The following is a 19474-nucleotide window of genomic DNA, read 5'->3' on the forward strand; positions in this document are numbered from 1 at the left end:
TGAATCACTGGCCGGGACTGAAGGACACCGGCAGCCGGGCTGGCTTGCTGCCGGTCGGTGCGACCTGGAGGGTCTTGAGGGCGAACTCCATGACCTGCTTGTAGATGGGACCGCAGATCTGGCCGCCGAAGTAGCTGCCCCTGGTCGGGTTCTGGATGGCGCAGTAGACGGTGATCCGCGGGTTGTCGGCGGGTGCGAATCCGGCGAAGGACGCGGTGTAGCCCTTGTAGCGTCCGGTGGCCGGATCCACGCGGTTGGACGTGCCCGTCTTGCCGCCGACGCGATAGCCGGGGATACGGGCCTTGGTGCCCGTACCCTCCACGTCGTCCACGACGGACTCCAGCATCGTGGCCAGGGTCTTGGCTGTCGCCTCGCTGACCACACGGGTCTTCTTGGGGGCGGGGGCCGGGGTGAAGCGGCCGTCGGGGCCCTTCATGCCGCGGACGAGCGTTGGCTGGATCCGTACGCCGCCGTTGGCGATCGTCGAGTAGACGGAGGCCGCCTGCATGGCGTTGAGCGACAGGCCCTGGCCGAACGGGATCGTGTACTGCTGCGAGGTGCTCCAGTCCTTGGGCGCGGCGAGGATGCCCGCTGTCTCGCCGGGGTAGCCGAGGCCGCTGGGGCTGCCTAGGCCGAACTTGCGCAGGTACGAGTAGAGGACCTGGTTGGCCTGCGGCCGGGTCTTGCCGAGCTGCTCGGTCGCCAGGATGGTGCCGATGTTGCTGGACTTGGCGAGTACGCCGTTGAGCGTCAGGTACCAGGTGGGGTGGTCGATGTCGTCCTTGAACAGCCGGTCGCCGCGGTGCAGCCGGTTCGGTACGACGACATGGGTGCCCGGCGTGGCGGCGTTCTCCTCCAGCACCGCGGCCATGGACATGACCTTGGCTGTGGAGCCCGGTTCGTACACGTCCTGGAGGGCGGCGTTGCCCATGGCTGCCGCGTTGGCCTGCGAGAGGTTGTTGGGGTCGAAGCCGGGGGCGTTGGCCATGGCCAGGACCTCGCCGGTGCGGTTGTCCTGGACTATCACGTAGCCGCGGTCCGCCTTGGACTTCTGCACCTGCTCGGCGATGGCGCTCTGGGCGGCGAACTGGATGTCGCGGTCGATGGTCAGCTCGATGTCCGAGCCGGGTACGGCGGGGACCTCGCGGGCGCCGACGGTGGGAACCCGGCGGCCGCCGGACTGGGCGTAGGTGATCTGCCCGTCCGTGCCCGCCAGGTCCTTGTTCAGCTGGGTCTCCAGGCCGCCCGCGCCCTTGCCTTCGGCGTTGACGTAACCCAGTATCCCGGCGGCGAGATCGCCATTGGGGTAGACGCGCTTGCTGCTGGGCTCCTGGAAGACGCCGAGCAGCACATTGGCGCCCGGGCCGCCCTTGGCCTTGTCGGCCCTGGCCTTCTCGGCGAAGACGCCCTTGAGGTCCTTGATCTGCTTCCAGATCTGCGGGGTCTGGCGGCGGGCCAGGACCGCGTACCTGCTCTTGGGCGTGCTGAGCTGCTTGGCCAGGTCGCCGGCGTCCTTGCGGAGGATGGGGGCGAGGAGCGCGGCGGCCTGCTGGGGCGCGTCGTGCGTCTTGCTGAACTTGGCGGTGAACATCGACGGGTCGGCCGTGATGTCGTGCGCGTCGACACTGGTGGCGAGAGCGATACCGCCTCGGTCGGTGATCTCCCCGCGCTCGGCGGCCAGTGTGGCGCTGGAGTACCGGTTCTTCTCCGCCTTGGCGGCGTACGCACTCGCGTCGACGGCCTGCACCTGGAGCAGTCGTACGACGAAGGCCAGCATGACCAGCGTCAGACCGAGGCTGACCAGGCGCAGCCTGGGCTTGGGGCTGCCGAGGCGCAGGGCGGGAGCGGCCTTGGGCCCGGAGCGTGCGGAGAGGCGCGGGCGTCCCACGGAAGGGTGCGCGGCGGGCTTGGGGCGCCCCCCGCCCTGCGGACGACCGGGGCCGGGCACACGGCGGCGCGGCGGTTCCTTGGGGGGCACTGCGTCACCTGCCGGGGGTAGGGGCGGGTCGGTACGCCGGCGCGGAAGTCGGCGGCGCCGGGGCCGGGATCGTCGGCGTGGAAGCGGGCGGCGCCGGGGGCGGGGCGGACGGCGCCACGGGGGCGGGTGCCTGGGGCGCGGCCGACGGCGCCGCCCCGGGCGGGGCCGACGGCCCGGCGGGCGTGGGCGCCGGGGCGGGGAAGTTCAGCGGGGTCGCGACGGCGGCGGGTTCGGCGGACGCCGGGGAGGGGACGCCGCGGACCGTTCCGTCCGGGTCGAGGAAGGCGGGGGTGCCGCCGGGCACCATGCCGAGTTCGCGGGCCCGGCGCTCCAGCGCGCCGGGCGCGGACCGGTCGTCGACGTCCTGCTGGAGCGCCTGCTCCTGGTCGGTCAGTTCGGTGGTCCGCTTCTTGAGTTCGCTCAGCTTGAACGAGCCCTCGTTGAGCGAGGAGTTCAGCAGCAGGAGGGTGATGAGACCGCCGCCGAGCAGCAGCACGACCAGCAGAACGAAGGGGGTCCTGGCCGCCGTACTGGGGCCGCCCGACGGCAGCAGCCGCGACAGCCGCGCGGCCCGCCCCTTCAACTGCTTGGCCGGCTTGGTCACAGCACGTCCTCCCGGATGCGCTCAGCGCCCCGGAGCCTGGCCGGGGCGGCACGCCGGTTCTCGGCCACCTCTTCCTCCGTCGGCAGTTCCGCGCCGCGCGTCAGCAGCTTCAGCCTCGGCTGGTACTGCTCGGGTACGACCGGCAGGCCGGGCGGCGCCGTATTGGCGGCGCCTGCCGCGAAGACCTGCTTGACCAGTCGGTCTTCGAGCGAGTGGTACGACAGGACAGCGATCCGGCCGCCCACGGCGAGCGTCCTGACCGCCGCCGGGATCGCCTTCTCCAGCACGCTGAGCTCGCCGTTGACCTCGATGCGCAGCGCCTGGAAGGTGCGCTTGGCGGGGTTGCCGCCGGTGCGCTTGGCGGCCTGCGGCAGGGCGTCGCGGATCAGCTCGACGAGGCGGGCGCTGTTGCTGAAGGGCTCCTTCTCGCGTTCGCGCACGATCGCCGAGACGATCCGCTTGGCCTGCTTCTCCTCGCCGTACTGGCGCAGGATCCGCACCAGCTCGCCCGGCGGGTAGGTGTTGAGGACCTCGGCGGCGCTGACGCCCGTCGTCTGGTCCATGCGCATGTCGAGGGGGGCGTCGTGGGCGTACGCGAATCCGCGCTCGCGCTCGTCGAGCTGCATCGACGAGACGCCGAGGTCGAACAGGATGCCCTGTACGCGCGGGACGGAGAGCCGCTCCAGGACCTCGGGCAGCTCGTCGTAGACGGCGTGCACCAGGGTCGCCCGGTCACCGAACGGGGCGAGCCGTTCGCCGGAGAGCCGCAGCGCCTCCTTGTCCCGGTCGAGTGCGATGAGCCGCGCCGAGGGGAAGGCGGTCAGCAGCGCCTCGCTGTGTCCGCCGAGGCCGAGGGTGCAGTCGACGACCACCGCTCCCGGCTGCTCGAGCGCCGGGGCCAACAGGTCCAGGCATCGCTGGAGCATCACCGGGACGTGTCGGGTCTGGCTCATGCGCCCTCTCAGGTACCGGCGCGGTCATTCGTACGTACGGCCTGGTCCCCCTCCGCTCACAAGGGGAAGCGGCCTACCGGCGCCGGGGAAGTGGCGTCGGCCGACCGGCGAGCGGGAGGAGGCCGGGCCGTACGTACGCCGCGCACGCGGGGAAATTCACGATGGATGTGCGAGATGTGTCCGTAAAGCGATGACGGGTGCGTCACGCCACCCACTTCGCGTCACTTTAGTCCACGGGCCCTTCCGGTCAATCAACCGGCCAGCGCGTCGCCCGGCGTTGTTTTCACTCGTACGGAGGAGACTCTCGGCCACGTGTGGGTTACCTCACAACAAGCCTTGTTGACGTTCTTTGTCCCTTCTCACAGCGAGCCCGCACCCCCCGTGGCCATTAACGTCTGAAGCATGTCGACTCCCGCAGATCTTCCCGCCGAGCCCACCGCAGCGCAGCCCGTCGCGGCGCGCACCGGCGGTACGGTCACCGACCGCCTCGTAGAGGCGAACCGGGCGTACGCCGCAAGTTTCGACGACCCGGGGATGGATGCGCGGCCCGTGCTGCACGTCGCCGTGGTCGCCTGCATGGACGCGCGGCTCGACCTGCACGACGCCCTCGGGCTCTCACTGGGCGACTGCCACACCATCCGCAACGCGGGCGGTGTGGTCACCGACGACGTCATCCGGTCGCTGACCATCAGCCAGCGTGCGCTGGGCACCCGCAGCGTCATACTCATCCACCACACCAACTGCGGTCTCGAAAGCCTCACCGAGGACTTCCGGCACGAGCTGGAGGACGAGGTCGGGCAGCGTCCGTCCTGGGCCGTGGAGGCCTTCCGGGACGTCGACCAGGACGTACGGCAGTCGATGCAGCGGGTGCGGACCTCGCCCTTCCTGCCGCACACCGACGATGTGCGCGGCTTCGTGTTCGAGGTGGCCACCGGCCTGCTGCGGGAGATCGACCCTGCGAAGTGACGCGAACCGAGCGGACAAAAACGCGGCAACCCCCGACATATCCCACACAGTTGTCCACAGGCGAGTGACACGACGCGGTAACGGCAACAAGAATGCGTGTGTGACATCCCGTCCGAACATTCCAGGCGTGGTGTCCGTATTTCGGGGTGGGCCGGTCCGTCGTCGTGGCGTCGGCCTGTAGAACGGGGCCGAGGAGGGCCGGGTGACGACCTATGACGATCGAGCGAGCCTCACAGATCTGACCACCACAGCGGAGCGAGTCCGCAGGTCGGTGGAGGGTGTGATCGAGGGCAAGCCGGAGGTCGTACGGCTTTCGCTGACTGTGCTCCTCGCCGAGGGGCATCTGCTCATCGAGGATGTGCCGGGCGTGGGCAAGACGATGCTCGCCAAGGCACTGGCCAGATCCATCGACTGCTCCGTGCGGCGCATTCAGTTCACGCCCGACCTGCTGCCTTCGGACATCACGGGCGTCAGCATTTACGACCAGCAGCGGCGCGACTTCGAGTTCAAGCCGGGTGCGATCTTCGCCCAGATCGTGATCGGCGACGAGATCAACCGCGCGTCGCCGAAGACCCAGTCCGCGCTGCTGGAGTCGATGGAGGAGCGCCAGGTCACCATGGACGGGCAGACGTACGAGCTGCCCACCCCGTTCATGGTGGTCGCCACGCAGAACCCGGTGGAGATGGAGGGCACGTATCCGCTGCCCGAGGCGCAGCGCGACCGCTTCATGGCGCGCGTCTCCATCGGCTACCCGAGCGCGGAGGCCGAGCTCCAGATGCTCGACGTGCACGGCGGGGTGTCGCCGCTCGACGACCTCCAGCCCGTGGCGCACGCGCACGAGATCGTGAAGCTGATCGACGCCGTTCGTACGGTCCATGTGGCCGAAGCGGTCCGGCGGTACGCGGTGCAGCTGGTCTCGGCCACGCGCAGCCACCCCGATCTGCGGCTCGGCGCTTCGCCGCGCGCCACGCTGCATCTGCTGCGCGCCGCCAAGGCCTCGGCCGCGCTGAGCGGGCGTGACTACGCGCTGCCCGACGACGTACAGGCACTCGCTGTGGCGGTGCTCGCGCACCGGCTGCTGCCGACGGCCCAGGCGCAGCTGAACCGGCGCACCTCCGAGCAGGTGGTCCTGGAGATCCTCCAGCGCACCCCCGTACCGACCTCCGCCGCACCCGCCGCCGCACCCATTGCTGCCGACGGCGGCCGCGCGGCGGCCCGGGTGACACCGCCTCCCGGCGCTCCGCTGTACGGCCATCAGCAGCAGCCCGGCGTACGGCGACTGTGATGGCGGGCGGGGGGCCCGCCGCAGCGGACGACGGCAGGGACAACAGCAGGGACGACGGCAGTGACGGCGACGAGAAGGGCGGCCTGCGGTCGGCGCTGTCCGGCCTGACCACGCGCGGCCGCTCCTTCCTGGCGGCCGGCATCGCCGCCGCGGTGTGCGCGTATGTCCTGGGACAGGCCGATCTGCTGCGCGTCGGGCTGCTGCTCGCGGTGCTGCCACTGGTGTGTGTGGCCGTGCTGTACCGCACGCGCTACCGGGTCGCGGCCAGCAGACGGCTCTCGCCGTCACGCGCGGCGACGGGCTCGGAGGCGCGCGTACATCTGCGGATGGACAACGTCTCGCGGCTGCCCACAGGGCTGCTGATGCTCCAGGACCGGGTGCCGTACGTGCTGGGGCCGCGCCCCAGGTTCGTCCTGGACCGGGTGGAGGCGGGCGGCCGGCGCGAGGTGTCCTACCGGGTCCGCTCCGACCTGCGCGGACGCTATCCGCTCGGGCCGCTGCAACTGCGGCTGACCGACCCGTTCCGGATGTGCGAGCTGACCCGGTCCTTCAGCGCGTACGACACGCTGACCGTGATCCCGCGCGTCGAGGCGCTGCCCGCGGTGCGGTTCTCGGGCGAGGCGTCGGGGTACGGCGACGGACGCAACCGCTCGCTCGCGCTGGCCGGCGAGGACGATGTGATCCCGCGCGGCTACCGGCACGGCGACGACCTGCGCCGTGTCCACTGGCGCTCCACCGCGCGCTACGGCGAGCTGATGGTGCGCCGTGAGGAGCAGCCGCAGCGGGCCAGGTGCACAGTGCTGCTCGACACCCGGCAGGTGGCCTACCAGGGGGCCGGGCCCGACTCGGCCTTCGAGTGGGCGGTGTCGGGGGCGGCTTCCGCGCTGGTGCACATGCTCGAACGGGGCTTCTCGGTACGGCTGTTGACGGACACGGGGAACTCGGTGCCCGGTGAAGGGGCCGGTGGTTTCGCCGGGGCCACGCAGGAGACGGCCGATTCCGCCGGTCTGATGATGGACACGCTGGCCGTCGTCGGCCACTCGGACGGCGCCGGGCTTTCCCGGTCGTACGACGTCCTGCGCGGCGGAAACGAGGGTCTCCTGGTCGCCTTCTTCGGTGACCTGGACGACGAGCAGGCTGCCGTGGCGGCGCGCATGCGCCAGCGCAGCGGCGCCGCCGTCGCCTTCGTCCTGGACAGCGCCACGTGGGTGCGGGGGCACGAGGCCCCGGATGCCGGGCGGCCCGCGGGCGAGGCTGCGGCGGAGGTCGAGGAGCGGGTCAGGCCGCTGCGCGAGGCGGGGTGGACGGTGCTCGCCGTGCCTCCGGGCACGCCGCTCGCCGATCTGTGGCGGACTGCGGAACGACAGCGCACCGGCGCGGGGGCCTCCCCTGCGGGCGGCGCGGCAGGCACATCTGGGGGTTGGTCATGAGTGGTCGCGGACGGCTGGCGCTGTGCGCCATGGCGGCCACGCTGATGGCGGCGGGCGCGCTGCTGCCGCTGGTCGACAAGGCGTCATGGTTTCTGACGGCCGTGCTGCTGGTGGCGATCCAGGCGGGCGTGGGGGCGCTGGCCCGGCGGGTGCCGCTGGCCCGGTCCCTGACCGTCGCGGTCCAGGCCTTCGTGGCTCTGGTGATGCTCACCGTGGTGTTCGCCATGGACGCGGCGATCGGCGGCGTACTGCCGGGGCCCGAGGCGTTCCGGGAGTTCGGCCGGCTGTTCACTTCGGGCGCGGAGGAGGTCGGGCGGTACGCCATCCCGGCTCCGGCGACCGAGGGCATCAGGCTGATGCTGGTCGGCGGTGTGCTGCTGATCGGGCTTGCCGTGGACGCGCTCGCCGTGACGTTTCGCAGTGCGGCTCCGGCGGGGCTGCCGCTGCTCGCGCTGTACTCGGTGGCCGCAGGTCTTTCGCAGGGCGGAGCGGGCTGGCTGTGGTTCCTGCTGGCGGCCTCCGGCTATCTGCTGCTTCTGCTGGCCGAGGGCCGGGACCGGCTCTCCCAGTGGGGCCGCGTCTTCGGCGGCGCACCGCGCACCGGGAGCCGTACGGCAGCGGCCGGATTCGAGACGGCGGGCGGCTCCGCGCTGGCCCCGGTCCGTACGGGCCGGCGCATCGGCGTACTGGCGCTGGGCATCGCCCTGGTGGTCCCCGCCGCGCTGCCGGCGCTGGACGGGGGGCTGCTGGCGGGCACGGGCGCCGGTAAGGGGTCCGGTTCCGGGGGCGGGACCATTTCGGCGGTGAATCCGCTGGTCTCGCTGCAGAACAGCCTGAACCAGCCCGAGGACCGCGAGGTGCTGCGGTACCGCACGAACACGGACAGCACGCGGGATCTGTATCTGCGGATCGTCGCGCTGGACCAGTTCGACGGTTCCGCGTGGAAGTCGTCGGAGCGTCGGATCGAGGACGTACCCGACCGGCTGCCCCGTCCGCAGGGGCTCAGCCCCGACGTCCGTGCGACCGAGATCAACTCCAGTGTCTCGGCAGCCGGCTGGTACTCCCAGAGCTACCTCCCGATGCCGTACCCGGCGACGCAGGTGGACATCGGCGGCCGCTGGCGTTACGAACCGGCCGGGCGGACGCTCGTGGGCGACCGGGGCCAGACCACGCGCGGTGTCCGCTACACGGTGAGCAGCCTGATAGTGCGGCCGACCGCGGAGCAGCTGGCCGCGGCCTCGCCGCCGCCTGCCGCGATGCTGCGCGAGTACACCAAGGTGCCCGATTCGCTGCCCGAGGTGGTGAGTTCGACGGCGCTCGACGTGACGAGGGGTGCGTCGAACGACTACGAGCGGGCGGTCAAGCTCCAGGACTGGTTCGCTGCGGAGGGCGGTTTCACGTACGACACGCAGGTCCAGTCGGGCAGCGGCACTGCCGCGATCGCCCGCTTCCTCAGGGACAAGGAAGGCTTCTGCGTCCACTTCTCGTTCTCGATGGCTGCGATGGCAAGGACGTTGGGCATCCCGGCCCGGGTGGCGGTGGGTTTCACGCCCGGCACGGGGCAGTCGGACGGCACCATGTCGGTCGGCCTGCGCGATGCGCACGCGTGGCCGGAGCTGTACTTCGAGGGCGTGGGCTGGACCCGGTTCGAGCCCACGCCGACCCGTGGCTCGGTGCCGGACTACACCCGCGCACAGACGCCGTCCGGTGAGGCGTCCAACCCGGCGGAGGCGGAGCCCAGCACGTCGTCGGTGCCGTCGGCCGCGCCCAGCGCCACGGACAGCTGCCCGGCGCAGAGCAGGAAGCTGGGCGACTGCGGCGGTCCGGCGCAGCAGGGTGGGGCCGGCCCCACCGACCCCGGGGTTTCCGCCGGGTTCGTGATCCTGGTGGCGCTGGGCGTGGCCCTCGCGGTGCTGGTTCCCCTGGTGCCGCTGCTATTGCGGAGCCGGACGCGCTCGCGACGGCTCGGCTCCGGCGGACGCACGTCCGCGGATGCGGCCGCCCGTACGCTGGCCGGCTGGCGTGAGATCACGGACTCGGCCTGGGACTACGGCATCGCGCCGGACGAGTCGCAGACGCCGCGCAAGGCGGCTGCTCGGATCGTGCGTCTCGGCGGGCTCGAAGGCGCGTCCGCCGAGGCGGTGCACCGGGCGGCGGGGGCGGTGGAGCAGGTGCTCTACGCCCCTCGGCCCTCGGACGCGGGCGGTCTCGCCGAAGAGGCCCAGCGGGTACGGGCGGGTCTGCGGGCAGCCGCCGGGCGGAGGGCACGTCTGCGGGCAGTGCTCGCGCCCCGCTCGGCTGTCCGCGTGGTGTGGGCCATGTCGGAGCGCTGGGCCGCGGTGTCGAACCGCTGGGGAGCGAGCCGCTGGAACCTGAACCGGTGGGCCGGTGCCCTGCGGCGCCGCCCGTCCCGTCAGGGCGGCTGACGGGGGCACCCGGATACCGATACGCCCGGATGCGAATACGAGTGAGGGGTGACCGCCTTGAGGCGGTCACCCCTCACTCGCAGCAAGTGTTGGATGCGATCGGGTGCGATCAGTGTGCGTGGCCGGTGCTCAGCGCCCCTGGCCCTCGTCGCGGCGGCGCTGCCACCGCTGCTCGATACGGTCCATGAACGACCTGCGCTGCCTGGTGCGGCTGCGAGCGGTCGTGCCAGGAGTGCCGGGTGCCGGTTGCTCACCGGGCTTCGGGGCCTTGCGCCAGCCGGTGACCGCGAGCACCGCGCAGCCGAGCATCACAAGGAAGCCGACCACGCTGATCCAGATCTGCTGTGCGACCATTCCGGCCATGAGGAGCGCGATACCCACCAGAAAGCCTGCGACCGCCTGGTAGACCCGTCGCCGGGTGTACGTACGCAGCCCGCTTCCCTCAAGCGCTGTCGCGAACTTGGGATCTTCGGCGTACAGCGCTCGCTCCATCTGCTCGAGCATTCGCTGCTCGTGCTCCGAGAGCGGCACGGAGTCCTCCTAGTCGTCGGTCGCGGGGGGCGACCGTATGCGGCCCTTTCAGAATAGGCAGGGAATCGCCCCCGTGAAACCCGCCCTCTACGCCAATTCACAATCCGGGCCGCCATGCCGTGTCAGCTGCCTGAGGCGTCCATTCCCCATTGGCCGATCCGCCATGCCGGACGGTGTGCTCCGATCATACGGGGCGAGACGGCCGATCGGGTGGCCTGTGGCGCACTCCATGTGCCACTGCGTTGCTGATCAGCCGCGTCCGGCGCCCCGTTCGGCCGGTGCCTCAGGCCTCGCCGGGCTCCTGCTTCTCGCCCAGTACGTGCAGCTGGGTCGCGACGGCGTGGAACGCGGGGAGCTCGGCGGCCGCCGCTTCCAGCTTGAGCAGGGCGTCCAAGGCGCCGGGCTCGGTGTCCACCAGCACGCCGGGGACGAGGTCCGCGAAGACCCGCACGCCGTGGACGGCGCCGACCTCCACACCGGCCGCGCCGACCAGTTCGGTGAGCTGGTCGGCGGTGAAGCGCCTGGGTACCGGATCGCCTTCGCCCCAGCGGCCCGCCGGGTCAGTGAGGGCATGCCTTGCTTCGGTGAAGTGGCCGGCCAGGGCCCTGGCCAGGACCGCGCCGCCGAGCCCGGCGGCGAGCAGGCTGAGCGTGCCCGACGGGCGGAGTGCCTCGACGGCGTTGCGCACACCCTCGGCAGGGTCGTCGACATATTCGAGGACGCCGTGGCACAGGACGACGTCGAAGCCGCCCCGCTCGACGACGTCGAAGAGGCCGTGGATGTCGCCCTGCACGCCCCGGACTCGGTCGTCGACCCCTGCTTCGGCGACTCGGCGCTCCAGCGCGAAGAGCGCGTTGGGGCTCGGGTCGACAACCGTGGCGCGGTGGCCGAGGCGGGCTACGGGCACCGCGAAGTTGCCCGTGCCGCCACCGGTGTCGAGGACGTCGAGGGTGTCTTTGCCGGTCGCCTTGACCTTGCGGTCGAGGGCGTCCTTGAGCACCTCCCAGACCACGGCGGTACGGAGGGAGGCGCGGGGGCGCATCGGGTCCGACACGGCAGTTGACTCCTCGGCGCGGTGCCGCCGCGTGCGGCGGGGCGGTGAATGTTCGAGCGACGCATCGTTCTCGTAAAGGCCCTACCACCCTATTGCCTCCGGGGAGCAGCTCCGATCACCCCGCGTCAGGCTGCTCCGTCCGGTCCGTACGGGGCTGTGGCAGCACCGGATCGAGCACGAGCAGCCGCTCGACGAGGCGCAGGAACATGGCCGCGTCGCGCAGCAGATCGTCGGCGTCGCGGGTGGTCACCGCTCCCTGTATGCCGGCCTCGGCGCGCGCCCGGCGACGGGCTCCGGAGGCGAACAGGGCACTCCACTCCGTCAGCTCCGGTGCGATCTCCGGCAGGACTTCCCAGGCGCTGCGGATCCGTTGGCGACGGCGCGCTGTTGTCTCGGGGCGTGCGCGGGCGGCTAGGACCGCGGCCGCTGTACGCAGGGCGGCGAGGTGGGCGGTGGCGTATCGCTCGTTCGACGTTTCGAGGGTGGCCGCCTCGTCCAGTCCGGTGCGTGCCTGGGCGAGCAGGCTGAGGGCGGCGGGCGGGGCGCCGGCCCTGCGCAGCACGGGATGGACGTCGCCGGCGGGGCCGGTCAGTGAGGGTGCAGGGCCGGTGGCGCGGCGCCGCTGGGCGGCGGCTGCGGGTGTGCGAGCCATGACGAACCTCCTGTCGTCGCGTGACGGCTCTGTAGCCGTATGTGTCCATCGTGAGGGCCCCCACTGACAATCGGCTCTGACCTGGGGTTTTGCCTCGATCGCGAGTTCGGGATAGCTTTTGTACTGACCGGTCAGTTCAAAAGTGGGGAGGGGCTCGTGGACAGCCCGCACGGGGCAGCTGTGACCGCCGAGAACTTCGGGCTCAAGGGCCCGCGCGGCTGGGCCTTCCGCGGCGTACGCGTCGACGCAGAGCCCGGCACACTCATCGCGATAGAGGGCCCGTCAGGATCCGGCCGCACCTGTCTGCTGCTCGCCCTCACCGGCCGCATGCGCGCCACCGAGGGCCACGCGGAGGTGGGGGGCCTGCGCCTGCCGAAGAAGATGGCCGCCGTACGCCGTATCACCGGGCTCGGCCCGGTCGCGGGCGTGAGCGAACTCGACCCGGCCCTCACGGTCGCCGAGCACCTGCACGAGCGCGCGCTCCTCCAGCGCCGGTTCGACAGCGCGCTGCGCACGGTGTTCACACCGCGCGCCGAACGGGCCGCCGAGGCAAGGGCCAGGATCGACGCAGCGCTCGACGCCGTGGGCCTGGACCTGGAATCACTGCCCAAGGGGCCGCGTACCTCCGTACGGGATCTGGAGCGTCTGGAGGCGCTGCGCCTGTCGGTCGGGCTCGCGCTGATGGGCCGTCCGCGGCTGCTCGCCGTGGACGACGCGGACCTCAAGCTCTCCGACACCGAACGGGCCCTGGCCTGGGAGCTGCTGCGCTCTGTCGCCGCGGCAGGGACGACCGTCGTCGCGGTGTGCAGCGAGGCGCCCGACGACGCACTGCGGGTCACGACCGCGGGGGACCCGGCTGACAGGGCCGGCACCGCCGACGCTGTCGATGCCGGAGACGCCGCTGACGCCGACGACGACGCAGCTGACGCCAACAAGACCGACGAGACCGACACGACCGACGACGAAAAGGGGGCGGACGATGCGCTCGCCGAAGCTGGCCGCGCTTGAGCTGAAGCGGTTCGGCAGGGGGAAGCTGCCGCGCGCCGCGCTCGTCGCGCTGCTGCTGCTTCCGCTGCTGTACGGCGCGCTGTACCTGTGGTCTTTCTGGGACCCGTACGGCAAGCTCGACCGCATTCCCGTAGCCCTCGTGAACGACGACAAGGGCGCGACCGTCTCCGGCAAGAAGATCGCCGCAGGTGACGAGATCACCGGAAAGCTGCACGACAGCGACGTCTTCGAGTGGCACGAGGTGAGCGCCGACGACGCCCGCAGGGGCGTGGAGGACGGCGCGTACTACCTGTCCCTGACCATGCCGTCGGACTTCAGCGAGCGGATCGCGTCCAGCTCCGGCGACGTGCCCGAGACGAGCGCCCTGCAGGTGCGCACGAACGACGCCAACAACTACATCGTCGGGCAGATCTCGAAGACCGTCTTCTCCGAGGTGAGGACCGCCGCGTCGAAGAACGCCTCCCGTTCATTCCTCGACCGGATCTTCATCTCCTTCTCCGACATCCATGACGCCACGCAGACGGCGGCCAAGGGCGCCGACGACATCAAGGGCGGGATCGGCAAGGCCAAGAAGGGCTCCGGCGACCTCAAGAGCGGTCTCGGCAAGGCCAAGGACGGCTCCAAGAGCCTCGCGGACGGCCTGCAGAACGCCAAGAAGGGCAGCGGCGACCTCGCGGCCGGCCTCAAGCGGCTGAACAAGGGCTCCGGCGACCTGAAGAGCGGCTCCCAGCAGGTGGCGGACGGCACGCAGAAGCTGGCCGACAAGGTCAACGGAATCGCCGGCACAGTAAGGCCGTACCTCAAGGACAACGGCAAGACGATCGGCGACACGGCGAAGCTCGTCGCCGACAGCACCCGGATCGTCCGCGAGAATCTCGGCACGCTCGTGAAGGCCGCGCCCGTCCTGGCCGAGGGCTCCCGCGAGGCCGCCGACGAGCTGCACACCGTCTACCAGGCGCGCTGTGTGGACCAGCCGCTCCCCGACCCCGCCTGCCCGCAGCTGAAGAAGGCCGACAAAGCAGCGGCGGACACGGCGCTCATCTCCGCCGACGTCAACAATCTCGTCAAGAACCAGCGCGGCGACCTGACGCAGCTGGACAAGGACCTGGCCCAGCTCCAGACGAAGGCGCGCGAGCTCTCGGTCCGCGCTCCCCACCTCGACGAGGACCTGAGCAGCGCCGTCAGCAAGGTCAACGCGCTCAACACCGGCGCCAACAAGGTCGCCCGGGGCGCCGCGAAGCTCGACACAGGACTGACCGACGCCAGGACCGGCGCCGTGAATCTCGACCAGGGCATCGGCAGGCTCAACAACGGCGCCGCCGACCTGGACGGTGGAGTCGGCAGGCTGAAGAACGGCGCCGGGGAGCTGAACGGCGGCCTGATCAAGCTCGTCGACGGCTCCGGCGAACTCGCCACCGGCTTGCACAAGGGCGTCACCAAGATCCCCGACTACGACAAGAACGACCGCGACCAGCGCACCGAGGTGATGGCCGACCCGGTCCAGCTCGCCTCCCAGTCGATGCACAAGGCGCCCAACTACGGCACCGGCTTCGCCCCGTACTTCATCCCGCTGTCCCTGTGGGTCGGCGCGATGGTCGGATACATGCTGATCCAGCCGCTCAACCGGCGCGCGCTGTCGGCCGGAGCCTCCGCCTGGCGGATCGCCCTGGCGGGCTGGCTGCCGGTGGCCGCCATCGGCGTACTGCAGGTCGGCATCCTGATGTCCGTACTGCACTGGTCTCTCGGCCTCAAGATGGAGCACGCCGCAGGGACGATCGGGTTCCTGGCGCTGGTGACCGGCTGCTTCGCGGCGATCGTGCAGTGGCTCAACGCCCGCTTCGGCGCTGCGGGCCGGATCCTCGTCCTGGCGGTGCTGATGCTCCAGCTCACATCGGCCGGCGGCACCTACCCCGTACAGACCAGTCCGGGCTTCTTCAACGCCATCCACCCCTTCCTGCCGATGACTTATGTCGTGGAGGGCCTGCGCAGGCTCATCACGGGCGGCGGCCTGGAGCCGGTCTGGACGGGCAGCCTGGTACTGCTCGCCTTCACCGCCGGGGCCCTCGCACTGACGGCCGTCTCCGCGCGACGCAAGCAGGTGTGGACGCTCGACCGTCTGCACCCGGAGCTCAGCCTGTGAGAATCGAGCCCATGGAAAGCAGCAGAACGCGCCGCGAGACCACCAGGCAGAAGCTCTACGAGGCGGCCGTCACTCTCATCGCGGAGCAGGGTTTCTCCTCGACGACGGTGGACCAGATCGCCGAGCGCGCCGGGGTCGCCAAGGGCACGGTCTACTACAACTTCAAGAGCAAGACCGAGCTCTTCGAAGAGCTGCTGCGGCACGGCGTCGGCCTGCTCACCGCCTCCCTCCAGGCCGCGGCCGACGAGACGGACGAGCGCGGCGGGACCAAGGTGGAGGCCCTCGACGCGATGATCAGGGCCGGTCTCGGGTTCATCGACCGCTACCCGGCCTTCACCCAGCTGTACGTCGCCGAACTGTGGCGCACCAACAGGGCCTGGCAGTCGACCCTCCTGGTGGTACGGCAGGAAGCCGTCGCCGTCGTCGAGACGGTGCTGCGGGAGGCCGTCGGGAACGGTGAGCTCAGCGAGGAGATCGACATTCCGCTGACGGCGGCCGCGCTGGTCGGGATGGTGCTGGTCGCGGCGCTCGACTGGCAGGCGTTCCAGCGGGAGCGGACGATCGACGACGTGCATTCGGCGCTGTCGCGGCTGCTGCACGGCCGGGTGAGCGGCCACTAGAAGCACCGCCCGGAGCCCCCGCACAAGCGGCCCGGAGCCGCGAACAAAAGCGCCGGTCCGGCGAAGCTCGATCCCCCCGAGCTTCGCCGGACCGGCGTTCTTTCGTGTCCCCCCGTGTTCCCCCGGCGGTCCCCCGACCCCCGTGGTACACCCCCGTTCCGTCAGGGGAGCCGCGCCGCTCCGCCGCCCCGTGTCGGCGGTATCGGCGCTGCGCCCCTTCCGTGGTCACCACTCTTCCGTCTGCGCAGGTGAGAGCCCATCCGCGAATCTACTCATCTCCCGTACTAGGTACGGATACTCAGCCCTGCGTGCTCGACCCCACTCCGGCCGGGCGGCCGTTGTCAGAGGCGGCCGATAAAGTCCCTGGCATGGCACGGATTGTGGTGATCGGCGCCGGCATGGGCGCGATGGCGACCGCTGCCCGGCTGGCCGTCGCGGGCCACCGGGTGGCGGTGTACGAGCGCGCGGCGACGTACGGCGGCGCGGTGGACCGGTTCGAGCGGGACGGCTTCTCCTTCGACACGGGGCCGGGTCTGCTCCACCTGCCCGCCGTCTACCGCGACCTGTTCGCGAAGACCGGCAAGCAGTCGCTGGAGCAGTGCGTCGAGCTGATGCCCGTGGACCCCGCGAGCCGGCACATCTTCGCGGACGGGACGGCCGTGTCCCTGCCCAATGCCTCGCGAGCCGGTGTCGTGGCGGCACTGGACGCGGCGCTCGGCGACGGCGCCGGTGAACGCTGGGGCGATTTCATGAACCGGGCCCGCGACGCCTGGGACCGGACCAGACGGCCGCTCCTCGAGGAACCGCTGCGCCAGGACTGGCAGGTGCTGGGCCGCGATCCGTACCCGTCGGTGCGCCAGCGCAGGATGCTCCGGCGGGACCGGCAGGCGACCACGCTCGCGGAGATCGGCGAATGGGAACTGGCCGAGCCCCGGCTGGCCGCCCTGCTGGACAGTTACGCCCTGTCGTACGGGCTCGATCCACGCAGCGCGCCCGCCGCGGCCGCCGTGCTGCCGTACATGGAGCAGACCTTCGGAAGCTGGTACGTGCGAGGCGGGATGCGCGAGCTGGCGCGTGCGCTGTACGAACGGTGCCTGGCGCGCAAGGTGGAGTTCACCTTCGGCGCCGAGGTGACCGGGGTTCTGGAGAAGGACGGCCGCGCGGTGGGCGTGGAGCTCGCGGGCGGTACGGTCGCCGACGCGGACTCGGTGGTCTTCGCGGCCGACCCCCGCTCCCTCGCACGCATGGTGGCGGGACGTGAGGTGTGGTCCGGCGAAGACGTCCGGCCGGTGCCGGATCCGACGCCCCCCGGGCGGCTCACGGTCCTGCTCGCGCTGCGCGGAGGCCGCCCCGCCGACGCCGTCCACCGGACAGTGGTCCACTCCCCCGACGCCGGCGCCGAGGCCGCAGCGGCTTTCGGCGGCTCACACGCCGAGCGCCCCACCGTCACGGTGCTGCGTCCCGGCGACCCGCTGACCTGCCCCGACGACGGGCACGAAGCGGTGACGCTGACGGTCACCGTCGCTCCGCAGGGGCCCGTCGACTGGACGGACGAAGCGCTGGCCGGGCGGTACGCGGACGACGTGGTCGAGGCGGCGCTGCGGGCCGTGCCCGACCTCCGGGAGCGCATTCTGTGGCGCGAGATACGGACCCCGGCGGACACAGCTGCTGTTACGGCCGCTGCGGGGGGCTGCGTACCGCCGCCGGCGCTGGCGGGAGCGGGGGGACGCTGCCTGTACCCGTCGAACAGCACCCGTCTCGCCGGTCTTCACCTGGCCGGAGGCTGGGCGCACCCCGGCGGCGGACTGGCGCACGCCGGGATGTCGGGGGCCCTTGTCGCGGGGCTCATCGTCGAGGGGGACGGCTTCCGCGGCTCGCAGTAGGGGCCGCCGCTCAGCGGGGCTCTCAGGGGGCTCGCAGGGAGCAGGGCCGTCAGTAGCGGTACTGCTCGTTGTAGCCGGTGGTGTTGCAGCCCGTGGTGTCGTAGCCGTTGGCGTCGTAGCGGTTCGCGTCGTAGCCGTTCTGGTACGGGTCCTGGACCGGCTGCTCGCCGCCGAACTGCTGCTCGCCGTCGCGCTGCTGCGGGACCCACACCCCACCCGGCGGCGTCTCATTGCCGTACTGCTGGGTGCCGTACGGCTGAGTGCCGATGTACGGGTCGGAGTACGCCGCGTACTGCTGCTGCTCGGGCGCGTAGCCGTACTGGCCCGCGTACGCGTCCTGACTCGGCTGGTCGTAGCCGGTGTACGTCGTGTCGTACTCGCTGTAGCCGCCGAACGCATTGGCCTGGGGCTGCTGTTCGGCGGCGTACGCCGCAGCGTCGTAGACGCCGTACTGGCCGGTCTCGTCCGGCAGCGGCTGAGGTGCGTACACCGGCTCCGGCGGGGCGGCCGGCTCGTACTCGGCGCCGGACACGTACTCCAGGTCCGACACCTCCAGCGTCGGCTCCTGCTCGACGGCCCGCGCACCACCCCTGCGGCGACGGCTCTCGCCCGGCTTACCCCCTATGGCCCAGCCCGTCGAGAACCCGCGGCGGAAGGACAGCGTGACGTACGTCTGGCCGATCGCGAAGGCAATGGCGCCCGCCCCGATCACGAGCACGGACGGCAGCAGCACACCGAGGACCACGCCCACGAAACCGGCGAAGGCCAGCAGCCGCCAGCGCAACCTCGCCTTGTACTGCAGCAGCACTTCGCCGAGCAGCCACAGCGCCACGACTCCGAACGCGATGTAGAGGACCGCCCAGCCCATGTACGCCCCTCTCCTACGCCGCCGCGCCCCAGGAGGCAACAGCAAGCACAGCCGTCAGGACTGCGCGTGCTCGTGCAGTCCGAGATTCTCGTAGATCTCGAGCGTCGCCGTGGAGTTGTTCAGCGTGATGAAGTGCAGTCCGGGTACGCCCTCGGACAGCAGCCTCGAGCAGAACTCCGTCGCGAACTCGATGCCAATGGAGCGTACAGCCGCCGGATCGTCCTTGACCGCGAGGATCCGCTCTTTCAGAGCCGGCGGGAACGATGCGTTGCTGAGCTGCCCGAACCTTTCGATCTGCTTCACGCTGGTCACCGGCATGACCTCGGGGATGATCGGCGTCTCGCAGCCCGCCGCCGAGACCCGGTCCCTCATCCGCAGATAATCCTCTGGGTCGAAGAACATTTGTGTGATGGCGTAATCGGCGCCCGCCCGGCACTTGTCGACGAAGTGCCGTATGTCGTCGTCCCAGTTGTCCGAGCGCGGGTGCATCTCGGGGAAGGCGGCGACGCCCACGCAGAAGTCACCCGACTCCTTGATGAGCCGGACCAGGTCCGCCGCGTATGTCACGCCCTGCGGATGCGGGACCCACTCGCCCATGGGGTCGCCGGGCGGGTCGCCTCGCACCGCGAGGATGTTCCGGATCCCGCCGTCGGCGTACTGGCCGATCATGTTGCGCAACTCGGCGATCGAGTGGTCGACGGCGGTGAGGTGCGCGACCGGCGTGAGCGTGGAGTCGTCGGCGATCTGCTGGGTGGCCTTGACGGTGCCCGCACGCGTGGAGCCGCCGGCGCCGTAGGTCACGGAGACGAAGCTGGGGGCCACCGCCTCGACCCGGCGCAGCGCGTTCCACAGGTTCCGCTCGCCCTTCTCGGTCTTGGGCGCCCAGAACTCGAAGGAGTACGAAGTTTTACCGGTCGCGAGCAGGTCACGCACGGTTCGGGCGTGATCAGTCCTGGTGGAAGCAGTGCCAAGGGCCATATCGGCAGGTTAGCCAGAGCAATGCGGAGCCCCAACAAAACGGGTGCAATTTATCCGTTTTGCCGGCTTTCCGTCCACCCATCGGACAATCTTGGACA

General features: G+C 71.1%; 16 protein-coding genes. 8 read left to right on the plus strand and 8 right to left on the minus strand.

Features of this window, described 5'->3' with window-relative positions:
- Positions 1 to 4 precede the first annotated feature (4 nt).
- From J7I98_RS01710 to rsmH, 3 genes are read right to left on the minus strand one after another with little or no spacing between them, the layout of a single operon-like run.
- Positions 5 to 1978 (minus strand): penicillin-binding protein 2, encoded by a 1974-nt coding sequence (locus J7I98_RS01710; RefSeq protein ID WP_214914949.1) that lies wholly within the window; start codon positions 1976 to 1978, stop codon positions 5 to 7.
- Between the two features lie 4 nt (positions 1979 to 1982).
- Positions 1983 to 2582, minus strand: coding sequence for a septum formation initiator family protein (locus tag J7I98_RS01715; RefSeq protein WP_214914952.1), 600 nt, complete (start codon positions 2580 to 2582; stop codon positions 1983 to 1985).
- A complete protein-coding gene (gene rsmH, locus J7I98_RS01720; protein ID WP_214914963.1) occupies positions 2579 to 3535 on the minus strand; it encodes a 16S rRNA (cytosine(1402)-N(4))-methyltransferase RsmH in 957 nt (318 codons plus the stop codon). The genes J7I98_RS01715 and rsmH overlap by 4 nt, the downstream gene beginning before the upstream one ends.
- 402 nt (positions 3536 to 3937) lie before the next feature.
- On the opposite strand from rsmH, the gene J7I98_RS01725 reads away from it, so the two are divergent.
- The 4 genes from J7I98_RS01725 to J7I98_RS01740 all read left to right on the plus strand — a co-directional run bounded on the left by J7I98_RS01725 (position 3938) and on the right by J7I98_RS01740 (position 9642).
- On the plus strand, positions 3938 to 4501 hold the full coding sequence (locus J7I98_RS01725; protein WP_214914965.1) for a carbonic anhydrase: 564 nt from the start codon (positions 3938 to 3940) through the stop codon (positions 4499 to 4501).
- 202 nt (positions 4502 to 4703) lie between these two features.
- A complete protein-coding gene (locus J7I98_RS01730; RefSeq protein WP_214914968.1) occupies positions 4704 to 5786 on the plus strand; it encodes a MoxR family ATPase in 1083 nt (360 codons plus the stop codon).
- The gene (locus tag J7I98_RS01735; protein WP_214914971.1) at positions 5786 to 7216 is read left to right on the plus strand and encodes a DUF58 domain-containing protein; all 1431 of its coding nucleotides are present in this window, start codon (positions 5786 to 5788) and stop codon (positions 7214 to 7216) included. The genes J7I98_RS01730 and J7I98_RS01735 overlap by 1 nt, the downstream gene beginning before the upstream one ends.
- Positions 7213 to 9642 (plus strand): DUF3488 and transglutaminase-like domain-containing protein, encoded by a 2430-nt coding sequence (locus J7I98_RS01740; RefSeq protein WP_214914974.1) that lies wholly within the window; start codon positions 7213 to 7215, stop codon positions 9640 to 9642. Before J7I98_RS01735 ends, J7I98_RS01740 begins: the two co-directional genes overlap by 4 nt.
- A gap of 129 nt (positions 9643 to 9771) precedes the next feature.
- Here J7I98_RS01740 and J7I98_RS01745 read toward each other — a convergent pair whose 3' ends face one another.
- The 3 genes from J7I98_RS01745 to J7I98_RS01755 form a co-directional block, all read right to left on the minus strand.
- The gene (locus tag J7I98_RS01745) at positions 9772 to 10173 is read right to left on the minus strand and encodes a DUF3040 domain-containing protein (RefSeq protein WP_214914977.1); all 402 of its coding nucleotides are present in this window, start codon (positions 10171 to 10173) and stop codon (positions 9772 to 9774) included.
- 283 nt (positions 10174 to 10456) lie between these two features.
- Complete coding sequence (locus J7I98_RS01750; RefSeq protein ID WP_214914980.1) at positions 10457 to 11227, minus strand: bifunctional 2-polyprenyl-6-hydroxyphenol methylase/3-demethylubiquinol 3-O-methyltransferase UbiG; 771 nt, start codon at positions 11225 to 11227, stop codon at positions 10457 to 10459.
- Between the two features lie 115 nt (positions 11228 to 11342).
- A complete protein-coding gene (locus J7I98_RS01755) occupies positions 11343 to 11879 on the minus strand; it encodes an SAV_6107 family HEPN domain-containing protein (RefSeq protein ID WP_214914983.1) in 537 nt (178 codons plus the stop codon).
- A gap of 156 nt (positions 11880 to 12035) precedes the next feature.
- Here J7I98_RS01755 and J7I98_RS01760 point away from each other — a divergent pair, with 156 nt between their 5' ends.
- From J7I98_RS01760 to J7I98_RS01775, 4 genes are all read left to right on the plus strand, one after another.
- Positions 12036 to 12887 (plus strand): ATP-binding cassette domain-containing protein, encoded by an 852-nt coding sequence (locus J7I98_RS01760; RefSeq protein WP_214914986.1) that lies wholly within the window; start codon positions 12036 to 12038, stop codon positions 12885 to 12887.
- The gene (locus tag J7I98_RS01765; protein WP_214914988.1) at positions 12859 to 15027 is read left to right on the plus strand and encodes a YhgE/Pip family protein; all 2169 of its coding nucleotides are present in this window, start codon (positions 12859 to 12861) and stop codon (positions 15025 to 15027) included. The genes J7I98_RS01760 and J7I98_RS01765 overlap by 29 nt, the downstream gene beginning before the upstream one ends.
- Before the next feature lie 11 nt (positions 15028 to 15038).
- Positions 15039 to 15647, plus strand: coding sequence for a TetR/AcrR family transcriptional regulator (locus J7I98_RS01770; RefSeq protein WP_214914990.1), 609 nt, complete (start codon positions 15039 to 15041; stop codon positions 15645 to 15647).
- A 368-nt stretch (positions 15648 to 16015) separates the two neighbouring features.
- The gene (locus J7I98_RS01775) at positions 16016 to 17530 is read left to right on the plus strand and encodes an NAD(P)/FAD-dependent oxidoreductase (RefSeq protein WP_214914997.1); all 1515 of its coding nucleotides are present in this window, start codon (positions 16016 to 16018) and stop codon (positions 17528 to 17530) included.
- A 49-nt stretch (positions 17531 to 17579) separates the two neighbouring features.
- Here the strand turns inward: J7I98_RS01775 and J7I98_RS01780 are convergent, their stop codons facing one another.
- The gene (locus tag J7I98_RS01780; protein WP_251019932.1) at positions 17580 to 18398 is read right to left on the minus strand and encodes a hypothetical protein; all 819 of its coding nucleotides are present in this window, start codon (positions 18396 to 18398) and stop codon (positions 17580 to 17582) included.
- 54 nt (positions 18399 to 18452) lie between these two features.
- Positions 18453 to 19376, minus strand: coding sequence for a methylenetetrahydrofolate reductase [NAD(P)H] (metF, locus tag J7I98_RS01785; RefSeq protein ID WP_214914999.1), 924 nt, complete (start codon positions 19374 to 19376; stop codon positions 18453 to 18455).
- Positions 19377 to 19474 lie beyond the last annotated feature (98 nt).

Source organism: Streptomyces sp. ISL-98 (assembly GCF_018614055.1).
GTDB lineage: Bacteria > Actinomycetota > Actinomycetes > Streptomycetales > Streptomycetaceae > Streptomyces > Streptomyces spiramyceticus.

Excerpts from the sequence above, each read along its gene's own strand:
- rsmH (WP_214914963.1), bottom strand. The coding sequence starts at position 3,535 with ATGAGCCAGACCCGACACGTCCCGGTGATGCTCCAGCGATGCCTGGAC.
- J7I98_RS01725 (WP_214914965.1), top strand. The coding sequence starts at position 3,938 with ATGTCGACTCCCGCAGATCTTCCCGCCGAGCCCACCGCAGCGCAGCCC.
- J7I98_RS01735 (WP_214914971.1), top strand. The coding sequence starts at position 5,786 with ATGGCGGGCGGGGGGCCCGCCGCAGCGGACGACGGCAGGGACAACAGC.
- J7I98_RS01740 (WP_214914974.1), top strand. The coding sequence starts at position 7,213 with ATGAGTGGTCGCGGACGGCTGGCGCTGTGCGCCATGGCGGCCACGCTG.
- J7I98_RS01755 (WP_214914983.1), bottom strand. The coding sequence starts at position 11,879 with ATGGCTCGCACACCCGCAGCCGCCGCCCAGCGGCGCCGCGCCACCGGC.
- J7I98_RS01765 (WP_214914988.1), top strand. The coding sequence starts at position 12,859 with ATGCGCTCGCCGAAGCTGGCCGCGCTTGAGCTGAAGCGGTTCGGCAGG.
- J7I98_RS01770 (WP_214914990.1), top strand. The coding sequence starts at position 15,039 with ATGGAAAGCAGCAGAACGCGCCGCGAGACCACCAGGCAGAAGCTCTAC.
- J7I98_RS01775 (WP_214914997.1), top strand. The coding sequence starts at position 16,016 with ATGGCACGGATTGTGGTGATCGGCGCCGGCATGGGCGCGATGGCGACC.
- J7I98_RS01780 (WP_251019932.1), bottom strand. The coding sequence starts at position 18,398 with ATGGGCTGGGCGGTCCTCTACATCGCGTTCGGAGTCGTGGCGCTGTGG.
- metF (WP_214914999.1), bottom strand. The coding sequence starts at position 19,376 with ATGGCCCTTGGCACTGCTTCCACCAGGACTGATCACGCCCGAACCGTG.